We start from the raw sequence: 20278 nt of genomic DNA, 5'->3' as shown, positions 1-20278 counted from the left end.
CCGGCGCCTCATTCATTTGAAGGAGCGCCGCGCCCGACCCTGCTCCTGTCGAACGGCCGGAACAAGCGCTCCGATACCCGACAATTAGGCCACACCGGCGCGATTACGCTTGAGAAACCGCTGCAACTGCCGCCTCCCAACATCAAGCGAAATCTGGAAAATATGCCCTCCGAAGCCTCTCCCGGATCGTGGTTCCTGAATGGCGATTTGAGTTGCTTGAACGGTCGGGTTTCGGGGAACCTCCATCAGATGGTGGACGCCCGTTCGAATCGCGCACGTCAGACAGGGTCCAGCGAGTCGTTCTTCTCGCGAAGGGGAGGCAGCATGCGGTTACATGCCCGGGCCTATGCGTATCTCGTCATCGCCCTTGCCGGGGCCATCGTCGCGCTCAGCCTCGGCGCCACGCCGGCTTTTGCCCAGAAGCGCTTCGCCTTCGTCGTCGGCAATGGCGCCTATGCCAATGTCACGAAGCTGCCCAATGCCCTGAACGACGCCAACGCCACCCGCGCCATGCTGCAGGAGGCGGGCTTCGACATCACGCCGGCGCTCGATCTCTCGCTCGCCGGCCTGCGCAGCGCGCTCGACGTCTTCGTCGATAAGGTCCGCCGCAGCGGCCCGGATACCACGGCACTGGTCTATTACGCCGGCCACGCCGTGCAGCTCGACGGCGCCAACTACATCCTGCCGACCGATATCCGCCCCCAGATCGCGACCAGCATCGCCGATCAATCGCTGTCGCTCGGCGATATCCTGCGCCGCCTTGACGGTGCCGGCGCCAAGTCGAAGATCGCGATCCTCGACGCCTGCCGCGACAACCCCTTCGCCAACCGCCAGGTCGCCCGCGGCCTCGCCCTGCAGATCGTCGACGGCGCCAACGAGGGCATCAGCAACGAGGCAGGTCTCGCGCGCGTCGATTCCGGCAGTGGCACCTTCGTCGCCTTCGCGACCTCGCCGGGCTCCACCGCGGCGGACGGCACCGGCACCAACAGCCCCTTCACCACCGCCTTCTTGCGCGAAGCGCGCGAGCCGGGCCTGGCTGTCGAGCAGATCTTCCGCCGCATCCGTCTCGCCGTCTACGATTCCACCAACGGCACCCAGATCCCCTGGGACACCTCCTCGCTGATCACAGAGTTCAGCTTCTTCCAGCGTCCGGCTGGAGCCCCTGCACCCCAGCCTGCCACCGCCGGAAACGTGCCGCTGACGGCGCGTCCGACACTGGCGTCTCTGCGCGCCATGTCGCCGGCAGATGCCGCCCGCGCCGCAATCGCCTGGGACCGCAGCGACATCTACGGCAATACGCTGGCGATCAACCCCGAGGATCAGACCGCGCTGCGCCTGAACCGCATCCTCGCCCAGCGCACAGATGAACGAGCCTGGGCCGAAGCGGTGCTCGCCGGGGACGCCGAATCCTTCAGGCTCTACGCCCGGCTCTATCCGGTCTCGGATCATACCGCCGCCGCCCTGCGGCTGGCCACGACCGCGCCGAGCCGTAACCGCGTCCAGGTCGCGCAGACCTGCCCGGTCTGCCCGGCCGTCCAGCAGCCCCGCTCGCGTCGTGCCGACTACACGCCGCGCGGCGTCTCCCCCGCGAATGCCGGAGCGCCACGCCAGGCGCCTGCCTCATCGCCCCAGGGCGTCGCTCCGCAGGCTTTCGCGCCAGCCCTGCCCGCTCTGCTGCCGGAGCGTCCGCGCTGGACCGGTTTCTATGCCGGCGGCTCGCTCGGTGGTGGCCGGCAGACCGGCAACACCACCGTGACCGGCCCCTTCGGCAGCCCGACCTTCACGCCGACGACGACCACCACCACGACCGTCACCACGACGTCGCCCATTGCCGGGACCACGACGACGACGACAACGACGTTCGGCGCACCGGTCCTCGCGGCCAACGCGATCAATCCGTTGGCCGTGCCGCGCAGCTTGACGCCTGACGGCAGCAGCATGGTCGGCGGTGCACAGTTCGGCTTCAACTACCAGATCGGGGCGGTCGTCATCGGCGCCGAAACCGATCTGTCGGCAACGCGGCTTGGCGGCAGCCAGACGACAGCGGCCAATCCTGGCGGGACCCGCTTCACGACACGGGCCGAGAATGAAGTCTCGATGCTGGGCACCGTCCGCGCCCGCGCCGGCTTCGTGCTCGGCGATTTCATGGTCTATGGCAGCGGCGGCTACGCCTATGGCCTCGTCGACCAGAAGGGTTCGATCTCGCCCGACAATCCCGCGAACACGTCCGGCGTCTCGGCTTCGCGCTCCGGCCTCGCGAGTGGTTGGGCGCTGGGTGGCGGCGTCGAATACGCGATCATGCCGGGCATGACGCTCCGGCTCGACTACACGCATTACGACCTCGGCAACCAGAAGCTGACGCTGCAGGACTATACCGGGCTCGCCCCGATGCAATACGCGATCATGCGTGCCCGCACCTCGGGGGACATCGTCAAGGCCGGCTTCAACTTCGGCTTCTGAAGCCCGCGGACTTCCATCTCGCGACAAAGTCGGGCGCGCCGGGACCACATCTGGCGGACAACCCTTAGCGCCCCCTTGACACCGGCGGGTCCGATGGGGAATTTGGCGCCCGATGCGGGTGTAGCTCAATGGTAGAGCAGCAGCCTTCCAAGCTGAATACCCGGGTTCGATTCCCGGTACCCGCTCCATCTCCCCTGCCGTCCTGAAACCCCGGATTTCCGCCGTCGACGCGCGCCCGGCGGGGCCGTTCCGGCCGTCGAAAACGCCGGACCGACGTCCCCGTTGTCGCGACCGACGCTTCCGGGGACTACAGCGTGTCGGACGAGTCGAGCTTTCGCCCGCCCCGCGGCCCACCGAGGCTCCGGCTGGACCGCCTGAACAGGGTGGTGTGGACTGCCTGCAGGATCGGTTGCGGCTTTCCCAGAAGATAGCCCTGGGCTTCCGTGCAACCGGCTCGATCGACCGCGTCGAGCTGGTCCTGTGTCTCGATCCCTTCCGCCGTGGTCGTCATGCCGAGCTCGGCCGCCAGTGCGGCAACGGCGGTGACGATGGCGGCGCTGTCGGAATGGGCCGTCATGTCGCGCACGAAGGAGCGATCGATCTTGACCTTGTCGAGCGGGAAGAGCCGCAGATGGCTCAGGCTCGAATAGCCCGTGCCGAAATCATCGAGCACGATGCGGACACCCAGCTCCTTGAGGCTCCTGAGGGTCCCGAGATTGCGGTTGTCGTTGGCGAGCAGCGCGGTCTCGGTGATCTCCAGTTCGAGCCGCGCCGGATCGAGCCCGGTCTCGGCGAGGATATCGCGCACGGTCGCGACCGCGTCGCCGAAGATCAACTGCACCGGCGACAGATTGACGGCAATGCGAAGATCTCCCGGCAACCGGACCGCGTCCATGCAGGCCTGCCGAATGACCCATTCGCCGAGTTCGACGATCAGCCGCGTCTCCTCGGCCAGCGGCACGAACTCCGCCGGCCCGACCAGACCACGCTCCGGGTGATGCCAGCGCAGCAGCGCCTCGAAGCCGCAGAGCTTGCTGGATTTCAGGTCGAAGATCGGCTGGTAGGAGAGTTCGAACTGCTGCTCCTCGATCGCCTTGCGCAGGTCCATTTCCAGGGCGAGGCGGGCGCGCAGGTCCTCGTCCATCGCAGCCGTGAACACGCAGCAGACCCCGCGCCCCTGCCCCTTGGCCTGATAGAGCGCGAGGTCGGCCTGTTTCAGCAGGAGGTCCGCGTCGAAACCCGGTCCCTCGGCAACGGCAATGCCGATGCTCGCCGAGATCGAGATCGTCCGCTCCTGGATGAGATAGGGCTCGCTCAGGACTTCGATGATGCGGGCGGCAAGCGCCTGCGCCTGCTGCGGCTGTTCGTGGCCGAGACTGAGGACGGCGAACTCGTCCCCACCCAGCCGGGCGACGCATCCGGTATCACGCACACAGGTCGCCAGGCGTTCGGCGACCGAGAGAAGCAGCAAGTCGCCGACGGGGTGCCCGAGCGTGTCGTTGACGTCCTTGAAATGATCGAGATCGAGGAAAAGCAGCGCGACCGTCGCGGAATCGTTCCCTTGCCGCCGCAGTGACTTCGCGATCTGGCTACGGAAGGCGAAACGGTTCGGCAAACTCGTGAGGTCATCATGATGCGCCAGGAAGCGAATGCGGCTTTCCTGTTCGAGAAGGGCCGCATTCTGCTGCCGCGCCTCTTCGGCCGCTTCGTTCGCACGCGCGTTGGCGGCGGCAAGATCCGCGAACGCGCCTTTGAGCGCCGTGATGTCGGTCCGGATTCCGACCGCCCCGCCATCCCGCATCCTCCGTTCCGTGATGAGGAGCCAGCGGCCATCCGGCAGCAGGCGCTCGATCGAGCCGCGGCCCTGGCGGTGCCAGACGGTGACGCTCTTCACGAACTCCTCGATATCGCCGGTAGCCTGGGGATACTGGCCGAGCTCGGCGCCCTTGCGGATGATGTCCTCGAAAGGCGCGCCGGCGGTCATGAAGGGGGCACTGAGGGCATAGAGCTCGCGGTAGCGCTGATTGCACGTCACCAGACAGTCGTTCTCGTCCCACATCACGAAGCCGTCGGACATGGCCTCGATCGCGTCGTCGAGGACGGCCGAGGCCCGCGCGCGCTCGGCATCGGCCCGTTCGCGTTGGTGGATGGCAAGCAGGATCGCCCCGGCAAAGGCCGTGAGCAGCATCACGGCGATGAAAGCCGCAGTCACCGTCCTGTCGCGGTCATGGCGCCAGTCCGCCAGGACCACCGTGCTCTTCGCGCTCAGGACGACCCGGATATCGCCATAGAGTGAGCTTCTGACGACGTTGAGCGTGCTGGTCGCGCTCTTCCTGTCTCCGATCATGAAGGCTTTGCCGTTCACCGCCTGCTCGGGCAGCGGCACGGCGCGGGGCTTCCCGATCAGCAGTTCATCATGTGGCAGCGTCGCCACGATCTGGCCATTGGCGCGTTCCAGCGAAATCTGCGTGCCGGCGCCGATGCCGGCTTCCCCCAGGAGCTTCATCAGCGTGTTCAGGGGGACTTCCGCAACGGGGATGATGCCGTGCCAGGCCGGAATCCGGCGCGCGACATAGAGCGCCCAGTCGCCGGTGACGGCATTGCGGAGCGGCCCGATCAGGTTCGTCGGCCTGCGCCCGACCATTGCGACATCCAGCGGCAGCGGATGTCGCGCGCCGCTCGGCTTGGCGGAGGCGACGATGCTGCCGTCCGGCCCGACGAGCAGCAGGTCGCGAAACGCCATCGTCTGGAAATTGAGACCGCGCAGCAGCCGGCTGGCGTCGTCTCTCTGGCCGGGGCCGATCTGCGCGACATCGAACAGGGTCGGAAAACTCGCCAACGCCCCGTCGACCTGCAGCAATTGCCGGTCGAATGCATTCTCGACGGCGACGGCCGCGCCTTCCAGGGATTGCTCGGCGGTGCGCCAGGCGGCCACCTCCCTCTGGCGAACCAGATTGGAGGCGCCGAAAGCCGCTATCGCCATGATGGCCGCCATCCCCGCGACCACCATGAGTTTAAGACGCTTGATCATTGATCCTCATCGAGGGGCGGCGAGTCACGGCGTCCGGGGCTCGATGGCGTGGAGCGGCTTGAGATAGGTGTTCCAGGCCGAGACGCAGTCCTGGCCGCAGCGCTCGAACCAGCGCGGCAGGACGACTTCCGCCAGGAGACGTCGGCGCGTCGCGTCCGCCGGGAGGGCCGGCACCACCGTCATCGGCCGCTCGGGCTTGCCGGAGCAGGTTTCCGTCCCGGCATTGCAGGCGAGGCCGCGCTGCGTATCGGCTTCCGTCTGCGACCAGATCCGCTCCTCGAGCCGGCTCACGCCCTGCCGGATGATGTCGCGCACATCGGCCGGTAGCGCGTCCCAATACGCCCCATTGGCTCCGAAGATCGAGACACCCCAGTTCAGCGCGAAGGCGTGAACGGCGACGGCGACGCGCGGCAGACCGATCTCATAGCCGCTCAACGTGCCGGTGATCGCACAATCCGCCACCCCATCGCGCAAGGACGCCGCAATCTCGGCAAAGGGCAGGATGATCGGCACGGCGCCCATCGCTGCCATCAGCTCGGATTGCGCAACCGACGCGGTGCGTATCTTCCGGCCAGCGAGATCGTCGAGCCCCTTGAAAGGCTTGGTGCAGAACAGGACCTGGGCGGGCAAGGCATAGATCCCGAGAAGCTCGATATCGTAACGCTCGCGCACGACCTCATGCAGATGCGTCCGAAATGCTGAGACGGTACGGCGTAGCGTTGCGACATCGGGGTTCAACACGGGCAGATCGACAGCACTGAATTCCGGCTCCTCCCCAGCGATGGCGCTGAGCTGGGCTGTACCGAACGACACGACGCCGAGGCGCATCAGCTGGAGCATCTCCTGATTGCGTAAGCCACCCGCATCGAGCGGCCGGATCGTTGCACTGATCCGCCCCTTCGACAGCGTGTTGATCTCCGATAGCCAGAAGGGCTGTTCGATCTTGGTGTACTGGGTGATGCCGGCGAGCCCGCCGATGATCTGCAGCTTGATCGGCTCTTCGGGGGGCGTCTGGGCCGAAGCATAGCAACCCGCGAAACCGAGCAGCGCCGCGACAGCCCCAATCACAGGCTGCACGCTGCGGCGCAGGCGAGATGTGATGGCGTTGCCGCAGGTCTTGGCCATCTCCCCCCCGGTGGTAGCCCTGTCTGATCGGGGTGATATTCAGCCTCGGCAGTTAACCGCGGTTGAATCGGACGTCGGAGTTCGAGCGGAAGGCGAATCTTTTCACGGCATTCGGCACGCAGAGCGCATCCGGCTGGGGGCGGCCGGTCATACGCGGCCCATATCGTTGAAGCGCCCCGCGCCTCCCACGTTTCGAAGACGTATCCGCGAGGCCGGCTTCATCGCCGCGGCGGCAAGCTTCTCAAGCATACGTCCAAAAATTGTTCCGGCCTCCGCCGCAGCTTTATTGCACAAGCGAGATATCATCGACGCCGCCTGCAACAACGCCCGACGAAGAATTCTGCTGTTGCCGTACAAGCCGAGCTTGTTATGCTCGGTGATCTCCCACCCCTGTCCTGGATACACGGCCGGACCTTGAGGCTCTTCCCGCCACGCGCCGGACGATGGCGCGCAAGGCAAAGCGGGACAGGGCCGTCGAGCCAGGACTGGCGGACACGAAGATCGGGAGCGACCGAGGAACGGCGGCAACGGAACGGGGTGGGGAGATGATGCGTCTGGGGACTTGGGCCGCGCTTTGGATTCTGGCCTGTCCGGCAGCGGCGACGAGCGAAGTGCTGCGCCAGGGCGGATTCCTGCAGGATTACATCACCTGCGAAGCCTGGTCGAAGCGCGGGACCACGGATGCGGAGATGCATGGCCTGATCGGCCGCTGGGCGGTCGACGCGATGCGCCGGGGCTCTCCCTCGCGGCTGTCGAAATATGGCGACGGCGAAGTCCTTGATGCCGTCGAGCGGCAGTGCCGGGCGCAGCCGGACAAGACGCTGACGGTCGCAACCTTCCTCGCCGGGCTTCGACTCCCGGAATAGCGCCGCTCGCGACCCGAAGCTCTGCCCGCGGCGCGTTCAGGCGCCCCTAAACTCAGAACGAAGGCAACACGCCGTTACCGAAGCTGTCGGATCGCCCCGCGAAATCCGTCCGGCTGTCGCGTGCATAACCGGGTCCGCTCAGCCGAGCCGGGGCCGGGCCGGCATCGAGATAGCTGCGCTGCTGCGGCTGGAAGGTCATGCTCTGGACAACGGGAGGTTCCGAGTAGGCGGCGGGTCCGCTGGAAGCACAGCCGCCGAGCATCGCGAGAAGAAGAGCGGCCGGAGCGAGGGGAAGAAGACGCATCGTTTCCTCATCGAGACAGCGCGGCAGGAAAGCGCAGACCGGCGGCGCGAGTCGCGCCGCCGGAACCGCATTATCGGGACGGCGTCCGGAAATGTACATCGAAACCCGGTTCGGCAGGCCCGCGCCCCGGACCTGTCGCCCGGCCTGACCGGGCTCCGCTCCCAAACAGACGCGGCTCTCGTCTCAGACGCGCCCGCGACGGCCCGGTGGCGGCACGAATTCGAGCTGCTCCTCCACGACCGTGCCGTCGGCCAGCATGATGGCCTTCCAGCAGCGATTGCCGCACCGGACGGAAAGGCGCCAGCGGCCTGCATCCTCCGCCTCGCCACGCTCGACCCGGCTGGTCACCAGCCCGCGGCGCATCAGGTCGCGCAATTCTTCCGCCGACCAGCCGAAGCGCTTCGCCAGACGCGCGGCGTCGAGCACGAAGGAGCCGTCCTCATCCCGGGTGAAGGGAAGTTCGGGCGCGGCTTCACCGGCGGTCATGGCGTTCGCTCCGGAGGCGTCGATCGATCCGGCTCCTTCTGCGCCGAAGAGCCGGCCGCTTCCAGCCCATCGCCCTCCTCGTCGAGCAGGATGCGCTCGGCCGCACCGTCGAGATCATCGTACTGGCCGCTGCGCAGCGACCACAGGAAGGCCGCAAGCGCCGCTCCGCCAAGTACCAGCGCCAGCGGGACGAGGAAGACGAGGCTGCTCATTCGCCCGGCTCGTCGGCCACGACAAGCCGCCCCGTCGGCCTGGGGGCGGGTTTGGCCGGAGCCACCGCCCGCCCCGCATCGAGCCGCAGGGCGTTGGCGACGACGAGGATCGAGGACAGCGACATCGCGAGCGACGCGATCAGCGGCGTCACGAAACCGGCGATCGCGACCGGCAGGGCCAGCGCATTATAGAGGATCGCGAGGGCGAAATTCTGCCGGACCAGCCGGCCCGCGGCCCGCGCCACCGCGACCGCATTCGGAACCGCATCGAGCCCGTCATGCAGGAAGACGAAATCCGCGGCGTTGCGGCCGATATCGGCGGCCGAGGCCGGCGCCATCGAGGCATGTGCCGCCGCCAGCGCCGGAGCATCGTTGAGACCGTCGCCGACCATCAGCACCTTGCGCCCCCCGGTCGCCAGCGCGGCGAGGCGCTCGACCTTCCCGGCCGGCAGCAGCCCGGCCGAGACCTCGTCGATGCCGAGCCGGCCGGCGATCGGCTGCACCGCCTCCAGCCGGTCGCCGGAGAGCAGGACGACCGAAAGGCCACCCGCGCGCAGGGCATCGACGGCGGCGCGCGCCTGCGGGCGCAATGTCTCGGCGAAGGCGAAGCGGGCGACGAAGACGCCATCGCAGCTCAGGACCGTCCCGCTTTCCTGCGTCGCTCCCGCATCCGCAAGCGCCCATGCGGCCCGCCCGAGGCGGTAGCGGCGGCCTTCCAGCTCAGCCTCGACGCCAAGACCGGGATGCTCCCGGATGTCGGTCAGCGCCAGGGCCCCCTCCGGCGCCGCAGCAGCGATGGCGCGCGACAGCGGGTGCCCCGAACGCCGCGCGATCGCCGCCGCGATCGCCAGATCGCCGGCCGGGATCGCCCCGGCGTCGATGAGCTGCGGCCGGCCATAGGTCAGTGTGCCCGTCTTGTCGAAGGCGACCGTGTCGATCTCGGCGATCCGCTCGATCGCCGAGCCATCCTTGACCATGATCCCGGCCTCGAAAAGGCGCCGCGAGGCCACGACCTGGACGATCGGCACGGCCAAGCCCAGCGCGCAGGGACAGGTGATGATCAGCACCGCGATCGCAATGGTGATCGCCAGGTGCCAGTCTCCCGTCGCCGCCATCCAGCCGAGGAAGGCGATGAGTGCGGTCGCATGAACGACCGGCGAATAGAGTGCCGCGGCCCGGTCGGCGATGCGGCGATACCGGGCGCGGCCTCCCTCCGCCGCCTCCATCAATCGGACCATCTCGGCGAGGAAGGAGCTTTCGGCCTTCGCCGTCGCGACGATCGTCAGCGGTCCCGAGAGGTTGAGCGTCCCGGCCTGCACCGCCATGCCCGGCGACACCCCGCGCGGCGCGCTCTCGCCGGTCGCAATGGCGCAGTCGAGTTCGGACGCCCCCTCCTCCACGACCCCGTCGACAGGTACGCGCTCGCCGGCGGTGAGCGCGATCCGCATGCCCGGCACGACCTCAGCCAGCGGCAGATAGGCTCGCCCGCCTTCGGCATCGAGCACGGTGGCGCCCCGCGGCGCCAGCCGCATCAGGCCGCGCACGGCGGCCCGCGCCTTCTCATGCATCAGATGGTCGAGCGTCCGGCCGATCAGCAGGAAGAAGATCAGCGAGGTCGCCGCGTCGAAATAGGCATGCGGCCCGTCATGGATCGTATCGTAGAGGCTCAAGCCGAAGGCGAGGCAGATGCCGATCGAGATCGGCACGTCCATATTGGTGCGCCCGCGCCGCAGCACCGCCCAGGCCGAGTCGAAGAAGATGCGGCCCGAATAGATCAGGCAGGGCAAGGCCAGCGCGCCGGAAATCCAGTGGAAGGCCCGGCGCGTCTCGGGCTCCGCGCCCGACCAGACCGAGACCGAGAGCAGCATGATGTTCATGGCGCAGAAGCCGGAAACCGCCAGCGCCCGCATCAGCCGGTCACGCTCGGGGTCCTTGCCATCCGCTTCGCTCTCGAAGAGGTGTCCGGGATAGCCGAGCCCGGCCAGCGCCGTCAGCAATTCCGGCGCCTCCTCGCCCCGCCATTGCACGGCGACGCGGCGAGTCGAGAGATTGACCCGGACCTGCGCGACGCCGGGAAGCCGGGCGAGCCCGGTCTCGACCGCCCGGATGCAGGCGGCGCAATGCAGGCCGGGCACCGAGAGATCGCTCTGCCGCAAGCCATTGCCGAGATCGCGGCTGGCGAGGCGGATTTCCTGCCGTGCGGCAGACGGATCGGGCGCGCCGTCCAAAGGCAATGGCGGCGCGCAGCAGCTCACCTGAGTGCCCGGTAGCTGTGCCAGGTGGCGTGGCCGAGCAGCGGGAAGACGACGATCAGGCCGAGAAGCCCGGTCGCGACCGCGACGAGGAACAGCACGAGCACGATCGCGCCCCAGGCGAGCATCACCGGCAGGTTGTTCCACACCATCGAGATGCTCGTGCCCATCGCGGTGAAGGCATCGACGCGCTCGTCGAGCAGCATCGGGATCGCGAAGGCGCTGATGGCGAAGGAGAAGGCCGCGAACAGCCCGCCGACCACCGTGCCGACCAGCAGCATCGCCCAGCCGACCGGCGTCCCGAACAGCATTGCGGTGACCTCATGCAGGCCGGGAAACGGCCGCAGACCGAAGAACAGCGCATAGATGATCACGGCCGCCCGCATCCAGACCAGCATCAGCAGCGACAGGATCGCGCCGGTATACCAGACCTGACCGCCCGAGGCCGCCTCGACGAAGATCATCCGGGAGAGGCTGACCGATTCGCCGAGCTCGATCGCACGGCTTTTCTGATAGAGCCCGATCGCCAAAAGCGGCCCCATCACCATGAAGCCAGCCAGCGCCGGGAACAGGATGTAGTCCAGCCCGAGCCGGAACAGCCCCCAGACGATGGCGGCCGAGACCGCGAAGACTGCGAGCCCGTAGAGCAGGCTCGGCGCCGGCTGGCGCCAGAGGTCGCGCCAGCCCTCCCCGAGCCAGGACAAGGCCGCGCCCGCCGGCAGGTTGCGCCGCCGCTGGACGGAGAGAGGCAGCGGCATCTCCTGACCGTTCCCGATCGCACCCATGTGCTCCTCCTTCAGCAGGACGGGCGGGCGGCGCGGAACCCGCCCGCCTCGCCCGCCGATTTCGCATGCGGCACGCAGTCCGGCTGCGAGCCTATGGCGACATAGACCAGATGGGCGTTGGCGAGGATGAGCCCGCCCGCCAGCATGCCCGCAAGCGCCAGCCAGAAGGCTTTCCGCCCGCCGCGCCGCCGGGTTTCGCTCTCCGTCGGCGCGCTCATCGCTTCGCCTCACCGAGCGTGCCGACATAGAGCGCCAGCAGCTTGATATCGGTCGGCGAGAGCCGGCCTTCCCAGCTCGGCATGTGACCCTGCCGTCCGCCATGGATGCTGTTGACGACCGACTGCAGGTCCCCGCCATAGACCCAGTTGGCGTCAGTCAGGTCCGGCGCGCCGAGATCATGCTGGCCCTTGCCGTTTTCGCCATGGCAGGCGACGCAATTCGCCGCGAAAACCTCCTTGCCGGCCGGCACCCGCGCCTGTTCGGTCGCGTCGAGCTTCTGGCCCGACAGCGAGCGGACGTAAGAAGCGACCGCCAGAACCTGCTCGCGCTGGAGCATGCCGTCGCGGCCGAAAGCCATCATCTGCGCGGTGCGCGTATCCTTGGCCGTGCCGTTGATGCCGACGCGGATCGTCTCGGCGATCGCCTCCGGACTGCCGCCCCACAGCCAGGAGCCGGCGGCGAGATTGGGGAAGCCCGGGCCGCCCTTCCCCTGCACGCCGTGGCAGACCGCACAGTTGTCCTCGAAGAGCGTGCGGCCGGTGTCGCGGACATGACGCATCAAGGTGGGATCGGCGGCGATCTCGGCGAAGGAGGCCTTGTCGATTTTCGCCGTCCAGCTCGCCCGCTCGGCGGCGGCATCGCGCACCTGCTCGGCTACGACCTGACGCTGGTCGATCCCGAGCAGCCCCTTGGTATAGGTCACGCCCAGCGGCCAGGCCGGCATCAGCAGCCAGTAGCCGATCGCGAACAGGGTGGTGACGGCCAGGAAGAACAGCACGACGCGCGGGATCGGGGTATCCAGCTCCTCGATGCCGTTCCACTCGTGGCCGGTCGTCATTGTCCCCGTGACGGGATCGCGCGCCGTATCTGCCATCGCTCAGTCCCCCGGCCTGTCATCCTTGTCGAAAATGCTCATCTTGGCATGATCGAAGCGTTTTCGGTTCGATGGCCACAAGGCGTAGATCAGCACGCCGACCGCCATCGCGATGAGGTAGAACAGCCCCCAGCTCTTGGCGAAACCGACCAGCGTGTGATGATCGAGGTCCATCGCCTCACTTCTCCGCCGCCGCCTGCTTCTGTGCGGCATCGGTCAGGCGGCCCAGCACCTGGAGATAGGCGACCACGGCATCCATCTCGGTCAGCCGGTTCGGCTCGCCGTCGAAGGCGCGGACATTGGTGGCCTCGCCATAGCGCTCGCTGACGCCGCCGGCATAGGCGCTGTCGGGGCTCGCCTGGCCATAGGCATCGCTGCTGGCATTGGCGATCTGCGCGTCGGTATAGGGCACGCCCACCGCACGCTGCGCCTTGAGGTGCCGGCCGAGATCCTCGGTCTTCAATTCACTGCGCATCAGCCAGCCATATCGCGGCATCACCGATTGCGGCACGACATCGCGCGGGTTGATCAGATGCGCGACATGCCAGGCATCGGAATACTTGCCGCCGAGCCGGGCGATATCCGGCCCGGTGCGCTTCGAGCCCCACAGCATGGGGTGGTCGTATTTCGACTCGACCGCCAGGGAATAGGGTCCATAGCGTTCGACCTCGTCGCGCAGCGTCCGAATCATCTGGCTATGGCAGGCATAGCAGCCCTCGCGGATGTAGATGTTGCGTCCCGCCAGTTCGAGCGGCGTGTAGACGCGCATGTCCGGCGCCTTCTCGACCGTCTCGCCGATGGTGAAGAGCGGCGCGATCTCGACGAAGCCGCCGATGGCGGAGACGCCGATGATGGCCAGCACGAAGCCGATCGCGCTGCGTTCGAGCTTGCGATGAAAGAACTCGCGCATCGGCTTACTCCCCCGCCTGAAGGGCCGCGCCCTGCAACGCCGGCAAGTCGGCGTCGCCAGCTTCCGCCTCGGGCTGAGAACGGGACATCCGGATCGTCATCCAGACATTGTAGGAGGCGACGATCGCGCCGAGCAGGAACAGCAAACCGCCGACGGTACGCGCGATGTAATAGGGATGCATCGCCACGAGGCTGTCGATGAAGGAGTAGGCCAGCGTGCCGCTGTCATTGTAGGTGCGCCACATCAGGCCCTGGATGATGCCCGAGTTCCACATCGCGAAGACGTAGATGACGGTTCCGGCCAGCGCGAGCCAGAAATGGACCTCGATCAGCTTGGGCGAATACATCCGCTCGACCTTCCACATCCACGGCACCAGCGCGTAGAGCGAGCCGAAGGTGATCATCGCCACCCAGCCGAGCGCGCCGGCATGGACGTGACCGACAGTCCAGTCGGTGTAGTGCGAGAGCGAGTTCACGGCCCTGATCGCCATGAACGAGCCCTCGAAAGTCGAGAGGCCGTAGAATACGGCGGCGACCATCATGAAGCGCAAGGTCGCGTCGTCGCGCACCTTGCCCCAGGCGCCGTTCAGCGTCGCCAGTGCGTTGCCGGCCGAGGCCCAGGACGGCACCAGCAGCACCACCGAGAAGGTCATGCCCAGCGTCTGCACCCATTGCGGCAGCGCCGTGTAGTGCAGGTGGTGCGAGCCCGCCCACATATACATGAAGGTGATGCCCCAGAAGCTGATGATCGACAGCCTGTAGGAGAAGATCGGCCGCCCCGCCCGCTTCGGCAGGTAATAGTACATCATCCCGAGGAAGCCGGAGGTCAGGAAGAAGGCGACCGCGTTGTGGCCGTACCACCACTGCGTCATCGCGTCCTGAACGCCGGAGAACAGCGAATAGCTCTTCGCCTCGCCGAAAGAGATCGGCACCGCCAGGTTGTTGACGATATGCAGCACCGCCACGACCAGGATAAAGGCCATGTAGTACCAGTTCGCGACGTAGATATGCGGCTCCTTCCGCCGCTGGAGCGTGCGGATATAGATCAGGAAGTAGACCACCCAGACCACGACGAGCCAGATATCGGCATACCATTCCGGCTCGGCATATTCCTTCGACTGGGTGACGCCCATCAGGTAGCCGCTGGCCGCCAGCACGCAGAACAGGTTGTAGCCGATCAGCACGAACCACGGGCTGAACTGGTCCGGCAAACGCGCACGCGTCGTCCGCTGCAGGACGTGGAACGAGGTCGCGATCAGCGCATTGCCGCCGAAGCCGAAGATCACGCCTGAGGTATGCACCGGCCGCAGGCGGCCGAAGCTCGCCCATGCCGCGTCGAAGGTCAGATCCGGCCAGGCCAGGAGCGCGGCGACCCAGACGCCGAAGAACATGCCGACCACGGCCCAACCGAGCGAGAGCACGATGCCGACCCGGGTCGGATCGTCGTAGTAGCGTGTCAGGCGTTCGTCGGACGGCTCCGGCGCAAAATACTGCGACATGACCAGGCCGATACAGCCGAGGCTGAACAGCAGGACGATCGCGCCATGGACAGCGAACAGGGTGTCGCTGCCCGCGATCGTCATCGCGAAACCACACAGCGCCAGGACGGCCGAGATAGCAATGGCGCGCTGCCGCTCCGCGATCGTGAGTGCCGCAATCATCGCTCCCCCCTCTCCGTGGCTGGCGCGAGCCGACGCCTCATGCCTTCAGAAGTCGGTATCGCACAAAAGCATCATCTCAAATACCCAATTCTCCGATGAGCGGGTCGGACAAAACGCCGTAGACGCTGCCGAGGCCTGACCGCGGCGACGTCGAATCGCACGCCCGTCATTCCGGCGGGCGCCGCAGGCGCGAAGCCCTGGAATGACGAAGCAAGCTCCGCCCCAAAGCTCCTCAATGCTTCTCGATCTCCGCCAGATAGGTTCGCACCGCACGCTCCGGCCCATGCCAGGAGGCGCTGCCCTTGCCCTGCAGTTCCGGCGCATCCTTCCAGCCCGGCTCGATTCCCGTCATGTCCGGCAGCAGATGTGCGATGCCCTTATGGCAGTCGATGCAGGTCTTCTCGCCCGTGGTCAGGAAGCGGCTATGGATGTCGGCCGCGCGCCGCGTCTGCTTGGTGAAGTCCATCGCGACCGAGGAATGGCAGTTCCGGCATTCCAGCGAATCGTTCGCCTTCAGCCGCGACCATTCGTGCTTGGCGAGCTCGAGCCGCATGTTCAGGAATTTCTCGCGCGTCGAGATCGTGCCGAAGATCTTGCCCCAGACCTCCTTCGAGGCCTGCATCTTGCGCGCGATCTTGTCGGTCCAGTTATGCGGGACATGGCAGTCCGGACAGGTCGCGCGCACGCCCGAGCGGTTCGAGAAATGGATCGTCGACTGCAGCTCCTGATAGACGTTGTCGCGCATCTCGTGACAAGAGGTGCAGAATTTCTCGGTATTGGTGACTTCCAGCGCGGTGTTGAAGCCGCCCCAGAAGAGCACGCCGCCGACGAAACCGCCGAGCGTCAGGACGCCGAGCGGCAGATAGGCGCTCGGCCGGCTGATGATGCGCCAGAAGCGGACGACGACGCCCCAGCACCAGAGGATAAGGGATTTAAGCCTGGCCATGATGCATGCGCCTCAAGGCTTCCGGCCGATGTCTTTGGCGTCCTGGAACCGGTTCTGGACCAGGGGCGGAACATCGGTCTGCTGGACATGGCAGGCGGTGCAGAAATAGCGTCGCGGCGTCACGTCGGAGAGCACCTGCCCATCGCGGTCCTGGAAATGCGTCACGCTGATCATCGGCGCACCCGAGCCTTCCGTGAACTCGCGCTTGTGGCAGTCCATGCAGCGATTGGTGTTGAGCGTGAGCTGGTAGCCGTCGATCGCATGCGGGATCACCGGCGGCTGCTCCGGATAGTTCCGCATCCGCCTGACGTCGTCGACGACCGGCCTGCCGAGCGCCGGCACCCGTTCGAGCGCCATCGGGTTGGCCGTGCCCGTGAGACGCGGCACGATCTTCACCGGCGCGCCCTCCTGCGAGACGGCGGCGCCGAAGGCGAGGACGAGGCCCGCCGCCAGGGCGGCCCCGAGGAAGGTCCGCGAGCGCATCAGCCCGAGACCGGAACGATCTTGACCGCGCATTTCTTGAAATCCGTCTGCTTGGAGATGGGATCGGTGGCGTCGAGCGTCGTCTTGTTGATGAGCTGGCTGGCATCGAACCAGGGCACGAAGACCACGCCGGGCGGCATGCGGTTGCGCCCACGCGTCTCGACACGGGTGCGCATCTCGCCGCGACGCGAGACCACCGTGATCTCGGCGCCTTGGTTGAGCCCACGCTTGCGGGCATCCTCCGGATGCATGAAGCAGCGCGCACCCGGGAAGGCCTTGTAGAGTTCCGGCACGCGCATGGTCATCGAGCCGGAATGCCAGTGCTCCAGCACCCGGCCGGTGACGAGCCAGAGATCGTACTCGTTATCGGGTGATTCCGCCGGCGGCTCGTAGGGCACGGCGATGATGCGGGCCTTGCCGTCCTTGTTGCCGTAGAACTCGACGCCCTTGCCCGGCTTCACGTAGGGGTCGAGCCCCTCGCGATAGCGCCAGAGCGTCTCCTTGCCGTCGACCACCGGCCAGCGCAGGCCGCGGACCTGATGGTAGAGGTCGTAAGGCCCGAGATCATGGCCATGGCCGCGGCCGAAGGCGGCATATTCCTCGAACAGCCCCTTGTGGACGTAGAAGCCGAAATCCTTCGACTCCTGGTTCGCGTAGTCGGGCGCGGTTTCGGAGAGCGGGAACTTGTCGACCTGGCCGTTGCGGAACAGCACGTCGAAGAGCGTCTTGCCCTTGTAGTTCGGGTTGGCGGCGAGGATTTCCGCCGGCCAGACCTCGTCGGTGGTGAAGCGCTTCGAGAACTCCATCAGCTGCCAGAGGTCCGAGCGCGCCTCGCCGGGCGCATCGACGAGCTGGTGCCAGACATGGGTGCGCCGCTCGGCATTGCCGTAGGCGCCCTCCTTCTCGACCCACATTGCAGCCGGCAGGATCAGGTCGGCGGCCATCGCCGTCACCGTCGGATAGGCATCCGAGACGACAACGAAGTTCTCGGGATTGCGGTAGCCGGGATAGGTCTCGTTGCTGCTGTTGGGCGCCGCCTGCAGGTTGTTGTTGACCTGGATCCAGTAGAAATTGAGCTTGCCGTCCTTCAGCATCCGGTCCTGCTCGACGGCGTGGTAGCCCGGCTTCTCCGGGATGATCCCGTGCGGGACGCGCCAGATCTCCTCGGTGTGCTTGCGGTGCTCGGGATTCACCACCGTCATGTCGGCCGGCAGGCGATGGGCGAAGGTGCCGACCTCGCGCGCCGTGCCGCAGGCCGAGGGCTGGCCGGTGAGCGAGAACGGGCTGTTGCCCGGCTCGGAGATCTTACCCGTCAGCAGGTGCAGGTTGTAGACGAGCTGATTCGCCCAGACGCCGCGCACATGCTGGTTGAAGCCCATCGTCCAGAACGACGTGACCTTGCGCTTGGGGTCGGCATAGAGCTCGGCGAGCTGGAGCAGGAAGCCCGCCTCGACCCCGGTCAGCTCCGCGACCTTCTCCAGCGTGTAGTCCTTCACGAAGGCGGCGTAGGTCTCGAAATCGATTGGCGTCGTCGCAGCGGGATCGGCAGCCTTCTTCGCCTTGACCTCGCGCGGATCGTCCGGCCGCAGGCCGTAGCCGATCTCGGTCGCACCCTTCACGAAGGTCGTGTGCTTGCCGACGAAATCCTTGTTCACCCGCCCGGTCGTGATGATGTGGTTGGCGATGAAGTTGAGGATCGCGAGGTCCGTGCCCGGCTTGAACACGATCGGGATATCGGCCAGGTCCGAACTGCGATGGGTATAGGTCGAGAGCACCGCGACCTTGACATGCGGCTGGCCGAGCCGGCGGTCCGTCACCCGCGTCCACAGGATCGGGTGCATCTCCGCCATGTTCGAGCCCCAGAGCACGAAGGCGTCGGCATGCTCGAAATCGTCGTAGCAACCCATCGGCTCGTCCATGCCGAAGGTGCGCATGAAGGCGTAGGCAGCGGATGCCATGCAGTGGCGGGCATTGGGATCGAGATTGTTCGAGCGGAAGCCGGCCCGCATCAGCTTGGTCGCAGCATAGCCCTCGAAGATCGTCCACTGGCCGGAGCCGAACATGCCGAGCGCGGTCGGCCCCTTGGCCTTCAGCGTGGCCTTGGCCTTGGCGGCCATGGTGTCGAAGGCTTCCGCCCAGGAGACCGGCGTGAACTCACCGTCCTTGGCGTAGACGCCGTTCTTCTTGCGCAGCAGCGGCTGGGTCAGCCGGTCGTTGCCGTACATGATCTTGGAGAGGAAATAGCCCTTGATGCAGTTCAGGCCGCGATTGACGTCGGCCTTCATGTCGCCATGGGTGGCGATGACCTTGCCTTCCTTGACGCCGACCATGACGCCGCAGCCGGTGCCGCAGAAGCGGCACGGCGCCTTCGACCATTTGATCTGCAGGCTGTCGACGCCGCCGGTCACCGGCTGCGCCCCGGCCGGCACGCTCATATTGGCGGCGAGCGCGGCGACGCCGGCCGCCTGCGCCTTCAGCATCTCGCGACGGGACAGGGTCATGGGATCACTCCGGGGTCGTCGAGGGTTTCGAGGTCTTCGATCTGCTCGAACACCATGTTGGCCGAGAGCACGCCGTCGATCAGGTTGATGGCGGCAAGCCGGTCGCCGATCACGCCCGTGCTGGAGCCCTCAAGCACGATGACGATCTTGCCGTTCTCGACTCGGTGGATCTCGGTCTCGGGAAGCTCTGCGATACGCGCGAGCACGGCCTCGACCTTGGCCGGCAGGGCCGAGACGACGGCGCTCGAAATATGATGGAAGCGCGGGCGAGGATGCTCAGGCATGGGCGACCTCCAGCGAGCGCGTGCCGATCGCCTGCGCCGGGCAGGCGGCGATGCAGGCGCCGCAGCCGGTGCAGCGATCGGCTGCGATCTCAGGCAAGGCTGGGCCACCGAGCCGGGGCTTAAAGCGGATCGCGCTCTCCGGGCAGGCATCGCCGCAGCTCTGACAGACGATGCCGCGCTGCGCGAAGCAATCGGCTCCGACCGCCGCGACATGGTCGAAGGCCGGAATCAGGCGATCGAAGACGGGCTCGGCGCAGGCTTCGGCACAGGCGCCGCAGAAGCTGCATTCGCTCGCGACGAAGCTCAGGATCGGCCGACCGCCGGCGTCGAGCGCGATGATGTGCTGCGGGCAGGCCGGCACGCAGGCGCCGCAGCCGGTGCAGGCAGCCGCGATCGAAGCGGCGCGCGACCATGGCGGCCGCACGCCTTCCGGCGGCGACGGCGCAGGGCGGCCGGTCAGGAAACCGCGTCGTCCAAGGTCGATGGCTCGCTCGCCCATGCCCGCCTCCTCAGCGCGGAGGCCCGGGCGGGCCGAAGACGATCTGGGTCATCCAGACGAGGAAACCATAGCCGCCGACGACACCGACCGCCACGACCGGCCAGATCAGCACGGCCAGCGTCAGGAAAGCGAGAAGCTCGGCTCGCTTCGTCGGCTTTTCAGGCGCGGCATCTGGGCCGCCGGTCTTCGCGGTCTCGGTCGTCATCTCTGGTCCTTTCGGCCGGCCGCATATCGCACCGACTCGTGTTGAGAGATCGACTAAAGAGAATATGTATCCAAGCGCTCTGTCCATGCAAGAAGCGACGCCGGACCGGTCTTTCGCGGGCGTCTTTGACATAACGCAAACAGGAGCGGCCGAATGCGGCCTATAGTTTAGGGTTG

At 66.9% G+C, this 20278-nt stretch carries 19 protein-coding genes, 1 tRNA gene and 1 pseudogene; 3 read left to right on the top strand and 18 right to left on the bottom strand.

Annotated features, from left to right (window positions below; all coding sequences use genetic code 11):
- Positions 1-324 precede the first annotated feature (324 nt).
- Complete coding sequence (locus tag AC6RIC_RS12300; RefSeq protein WP_499736368.1) at positions 325-2460, top strand: caspase family protein; 2136 nt, start codon at positions 325-327, stop codon at positions 2458-2460.
- 114 nt (positions 2461-2574) lie between these two features.
- A tRNA-Gly gene (locus AC6RIC_RS12295) sits at positions 2575-2648 on the top strand.
- Positions 2649-2767: 119 nt separating this feature from the next.
- Here the strand turns inward: AC6RIC_RS12295 and AC6RIC_RS12290 are convergent.
- Together AC6RIC_RS12290 and AC6RIC_RS12285 are read right to left on the bottom strand one after the other, a co-directional pair.
- Complete coding sequence (locus AC6RIC_RS12290; RefSeq protein WP_454656554.1) at positions 2768-5491, bottom strand: bifunctional diguanylate cyclase/phosphodiesterase; 2724 nt, start codon at positions 5489-5491, stop codon at positions 2768-2770.
- Between the two features lie 24 nt (positions 5492-5515).
- Positions 5516-6616 carry a TRAP transporter substrate-binding protein gene (locus AC6RIC_RS12285; RefSeq protein ID WP_499736367.1) on the bottom strand — a complete coding sequence of 367 codons (1101 nt, stop codon included), beginning with the start codon at positions 6614-6616 and terminating at the stop codon, positions 5516-5518.
- 443 nt (positions 6617-7059) lie between these two features.
- On the opposite strand from AC6RIC_RS12285, the gene AC6RIC_RS12280 reads away from it, so the two are divergent.
- Positions 7060-7482: a hypothetical protein gene (locus AC6RIC_RS12280; protein WP_454656552.1), complete on the top strand. Its 423-nt coding sequence runs from the start codon at positions 7060-7062 to the stop codon at positions 7480-7482.
- A gap of 52 nt (positions 7483-7534) precedes the next feature.
- Here AC6RIC_RS12280 and AC6RIC_RS12275 read toward each other — a convergent pair whose 3' ends face one another.
- The 16 genes and pseudogenes from AC6RIC_RS12275 to napE form a co-directional block, all read right to left on the bottom strand.
- The gene (locus tag AC6RIC_RS12275) at positions 7535-7786 is read right to left on the bottom strand and encodes a hypothetical protein (protein ID WP_499736366.1); all 252 of its coding nucleotides are present in this window, start codon (positions 7784-7786) and stop codon (positions 7535-7537) included.
- Positions 7787-7969: 183 nt separating this feature from the next.
- Positions 7970-8272, bottom strand: coding sequence for a DUF6522 family protein (locus AC6RIC_RS12270; RefSeq protein ID WP_499736365.1), 303 nt, complete (start codon positions 8270-8272; stop codon positions 7970-7972).
- Between the two features lie 68 nt (positions 8273-8340).
- A pseudogene (ccoS, locus tag AC6RIC_RS12265) lies at positions 8341-8484 on the bottom strand (cbb3-type cytochrome oxidase assembly protein CcoS); the annotation flags it as partial.
- The gene (locus AC6RIC_RS12260; protein WP_499736364.1) at positions 8481-10739 is read right to left on the bottom strand and encodes a heavy metal translocating P-type ATPase; all 2259 of its coding nucleotides are present in this window, start codon (positions 10737-10739) and stop codon (positions 8481-8483) included. The pseudogene ccoS and the gene AC6RIC_RS12260, both read right to left, overlap by 4 nt.
- On the bottom strand, positions 10736-11521 hold the full coding sequence (locus AC6RIC_RS12255; protein ID WP_454656548.1) for a DUF2189 domain-containing protein: 786 nt from the start codon (positions 11519-11521) through the stop codon (positions 10736-10738). The genes AC6RIC_RS12260 and AC6RIC_RS12255 overlap by 4 nt, the downstream gene beginning before the upstream one ends.
- A gap of 11 nt (positions 11522-11532) precedes the next feature.
- The gene (locus AC6RIC_RS12250) at positions 11533-11739 is read right to left on the bottom strand and encodes a hypothetical protein (RefSeq protein WP_454656547.1); all 207 of its coding nucleotides are present in this window, start codon (positions 11737-11739) and stop codon (positions 11533-11535) included.
- The gene (gene ccoP / locus AC6RIC_RS12245; protein ID WP_454656546.1) at positions 11736-12614 is read right to left on the bottom strand and encodes a cytochrome-c oxidase, cbb3-type subunit III; all 879 of its coding nucleotides are present in this window, start codon (positions 12612-12614) and stop codon (positions 11736-11738) included. Before ccoP ends, AC6RIC_RS12250 begins: the two co-directional genes overlap by 4 nt.
- A 3-nt stretch (positions 12615-12617) precedes the next feature.
- A complete protein-coding gene (locus AC6RIC_RS12240) occupies positions 12618-12788 on the bottom strand; it encodes a cbb3-type cytochrome oxidase subunit 3 (RefSeq protein ID WP_454656545.1) in 171 nt (56 codons plus the stop codon).
- A gap of 4 nt (positions 12789-12792) precedes the next feature.
- On the bottom strand, positions 12793-13524 hold the full coding sequence (gene ccoO, locus AC6RIC_RS12235) for a cytochrome-c oxidase, cbb3-type subunit II (RefSeq protein WP_454656544.1): 732 nt from the start codon (positions 13522-13524) through the stop codon (positions 12793-12795).
- A gap of 4 nt (positions 13525-13528) precedes the next feature.
- Positions 13529-15184: a cytochrome-c oxidase, cbb3-type subunit I gene (gene ccoN, locus AC6RIC_RS12230; protein WP_454656543.1), complete on the bottom strand. Its 1656-nt coding sequence runs from the start codon at positions 15182-15184 to the stop codon at positions 13529-13531.
- A 232-nt stretch (positions 15185-15416) separates the two neighbouring features.
- The gene (locus AC6RIC_RS12225) at positions 15417-16130 is read right to left on the bottom strand and encodes a cytochrome c3 family protein (protein ID WP_454656542.1); all 714 of its coding nucleotides are present in this window, start codon (positions 16128-16130) and stop codon (positions 15417-15419) included.
- A gap of 12 nt (positions 16131-16142) precedes the next feature.
- Positions 16143-16646: a nitrate reductase cytochrome c-type subunit gene (locus AC6RIC_RS12220; protein ID WP_499736363.1), complete on the bottom strand. Its 504-nt coding sequence runs from the start codon at positions 16644-16646 to the stop codon at positions 16143-16145.
- Complete coding sequence (napA, locus tag AC6RIC_RS12215; RefSeq protein WP_499736362.1) at positions 16613-19114, bottom strand: periplasmic nitrate reductase subunit alpha; 2502 nt, start codon at positions 19112-19114, stop codon at positions 16613-16615. Before napA ends, AC6RIC_RS12220 begins: the two co-directional genes overlap by 34 nt.
- Positions 19111-19398 (bottom strand): chaperone NapD, encoded by a 288-nt coding sequence (locus AC6RIC_RS12210; RefSeq protein ID WP_454656539.1) that lies wholly within the window; start codon positions 19396-19398, stop codon positions 19111-19113. The genes napA and AC6RIC_RS12210 overlap by 4 nt, the downstream gene beginning before the upstream one ends.
- Positions 19391-19897, bottom strand: coding sequence for a ferredoxin-type protein NapF (gene napF, locus AC6RIC_RS12205; protein WP_454656538.1), 507 nt, complete (start codon positions 19895-19897; stop codon positions 19391-19393). Before napF ends, AC6RIC_RS12210 begins: the two co-directional genes overlap by 8 nt.
- Before the next feature lie 10 nt (positions 19898-19907).
- On the bottom strand, positions 19908-20102 hold the full coding sequence (gene napE, locus AC6RIC_RS12200; RefSeq protein ID WP_454656537.1) for a periplasmic nitrate reductase, NapE protein: 195 nt from the start codon (positions 20100-20102) through the stop codon (positions 19908-19910).
- Positions 20103-20278: the final 176 nt, after the last annotated feature.

This window comes from Allobosea sp. TBD101, assembly GCF_059817965.1.
Note: the sequence above shows the minus strand (reverse complement) of the source record. Positions and strands in the feature narration are given on the sequence as shown.

Bases quoted from the DNA above. Each gene is read 5' to 3' on its own strand.
- AC6RIC_RS12300 (WP_499736368.1), top strand. From the start codon at position 325: ATGCGGTTACATGCCCGGGCCTATGCGTATCTCGTCATCGCCCTTGCC.
- AC6RIC_RS12290 (WP_454656554.1), bottom strand. From the start codon at position 5,491: ATGATCAAGCGTCTTAAACTCATGGTGGTCGCGGGGATGGCGGCCATC.
- AC6RIC_RS12285 (WP_499736367.1), bottom strand. From the start codon at position 6,616: ATGGCCAAGACCTGCGGCAACGCCATCACATCTCGCCTGCGCCGCAGC.
- AC6RIC_RS12280 (WP_454656552.1), top strand. From the start codon at position 7,060: ATGGCGCGCAAGGCAAAGCGGGACAGGGCCGTCGAGCCAGGACTGGCG.
- AC6RIC_RS12275 (WP_499736366.1), bottom strand. From the start codon at position 7,786: ATGCGTCTTCTTCCCCTCGCTCCGGCCGCTCTTCTTCTCGCGATGCTC.
- AC6RIC_RS12270 (WP_499736365.1), bottom strand. From the start codon at position 8,272: ATGACCGCCGGTGAAGCCGCGCCCGAACTTCCCTTCACCCGGGATGAG.
- AC6RIC_RS12255 (WP_454656548.1), bottom strand. From the start codon at position 11,521: ATGGGTGCGATCGGGAACGGTCAGGAGATGCCGCTGCCTCTCTCCGTC.
- AC6RIC_RS12250 (WP_454656547.1), bottom strand. From the start codon at position 11,739: ATGAGCGCGCCGACGGAGAGCGAAACCCGGCGGCGCGGCGGGCGGAAA.
- ccoP (WP_454656546.1), bottom strand. From the start codon at position 12,614: ATGGCAGATACGGCGCGCGATCCCGTCACGGGGACAATGACGACCGGC.
- AC6RIC_RS12240 (WP_454656545.1), bottom strand. From the start codon at position 12,788: ATGGACCTCGATCATCACACGCTGGTCGGTTTCGCCAAGAGCTGGGGG.
- ccoO (WP_454656544.1), bottom strand. From the start codon at position 13,524: ATGCGCGAGTTCTTTCATCGCAAGCTCGAACGCAGCGCGATCGGCTTC.
- ccoN (WP_454656543.1), bottom strand. From the start codon at position 15,184: ATGATTGCGGCACTCACGATCGCGGAGCGGCAGCGCGCCATTGCTATC.
- AC6RIC_RS12225 (WP_454656542.1), bottom strand. From the start codon at position 16,130: ATGGCCAGGCTTAAATCCCTTATCCTCTGGTGCTGGGGCGTCGTCGTC.
- AC6RIC_RS12220 (WP_499736363.1), bottom strand. From the start codon at position 16,646: ATGCGCGGTCAAGATCGTTCCGGTCTCGGGCTGATGCGCTCGCGGACC.
- napA (WP_499736362.1), bottom strand. From the start codon at position 19,114: ATGACCCTGTCCCGTCGCGAGATGCTGAAGGCGCAGGCGGCCGGCGTC.
- AC6RIC_RS12210 (WP_454656539.1), bottom strand. From the start codon at position 19,398: ATGCCTGAGCATCCTCGCCCGCGCTTCCATCATATTTCGAGCGCCGTC.
- napF (WP_454656538.1), bottom strand. From the start codon at position 19,897: ATGGGCGAGCGAGCCATCGACCTTGGACGACGCGGTTTCCTGACCGGC.
- napE (WP_454656537.1), bottom strand. From the start codon at position 20,102: ATGACGACCGAGACCGCGAAGACCGGCGGCCCAGATGCCGCGCCTGAA.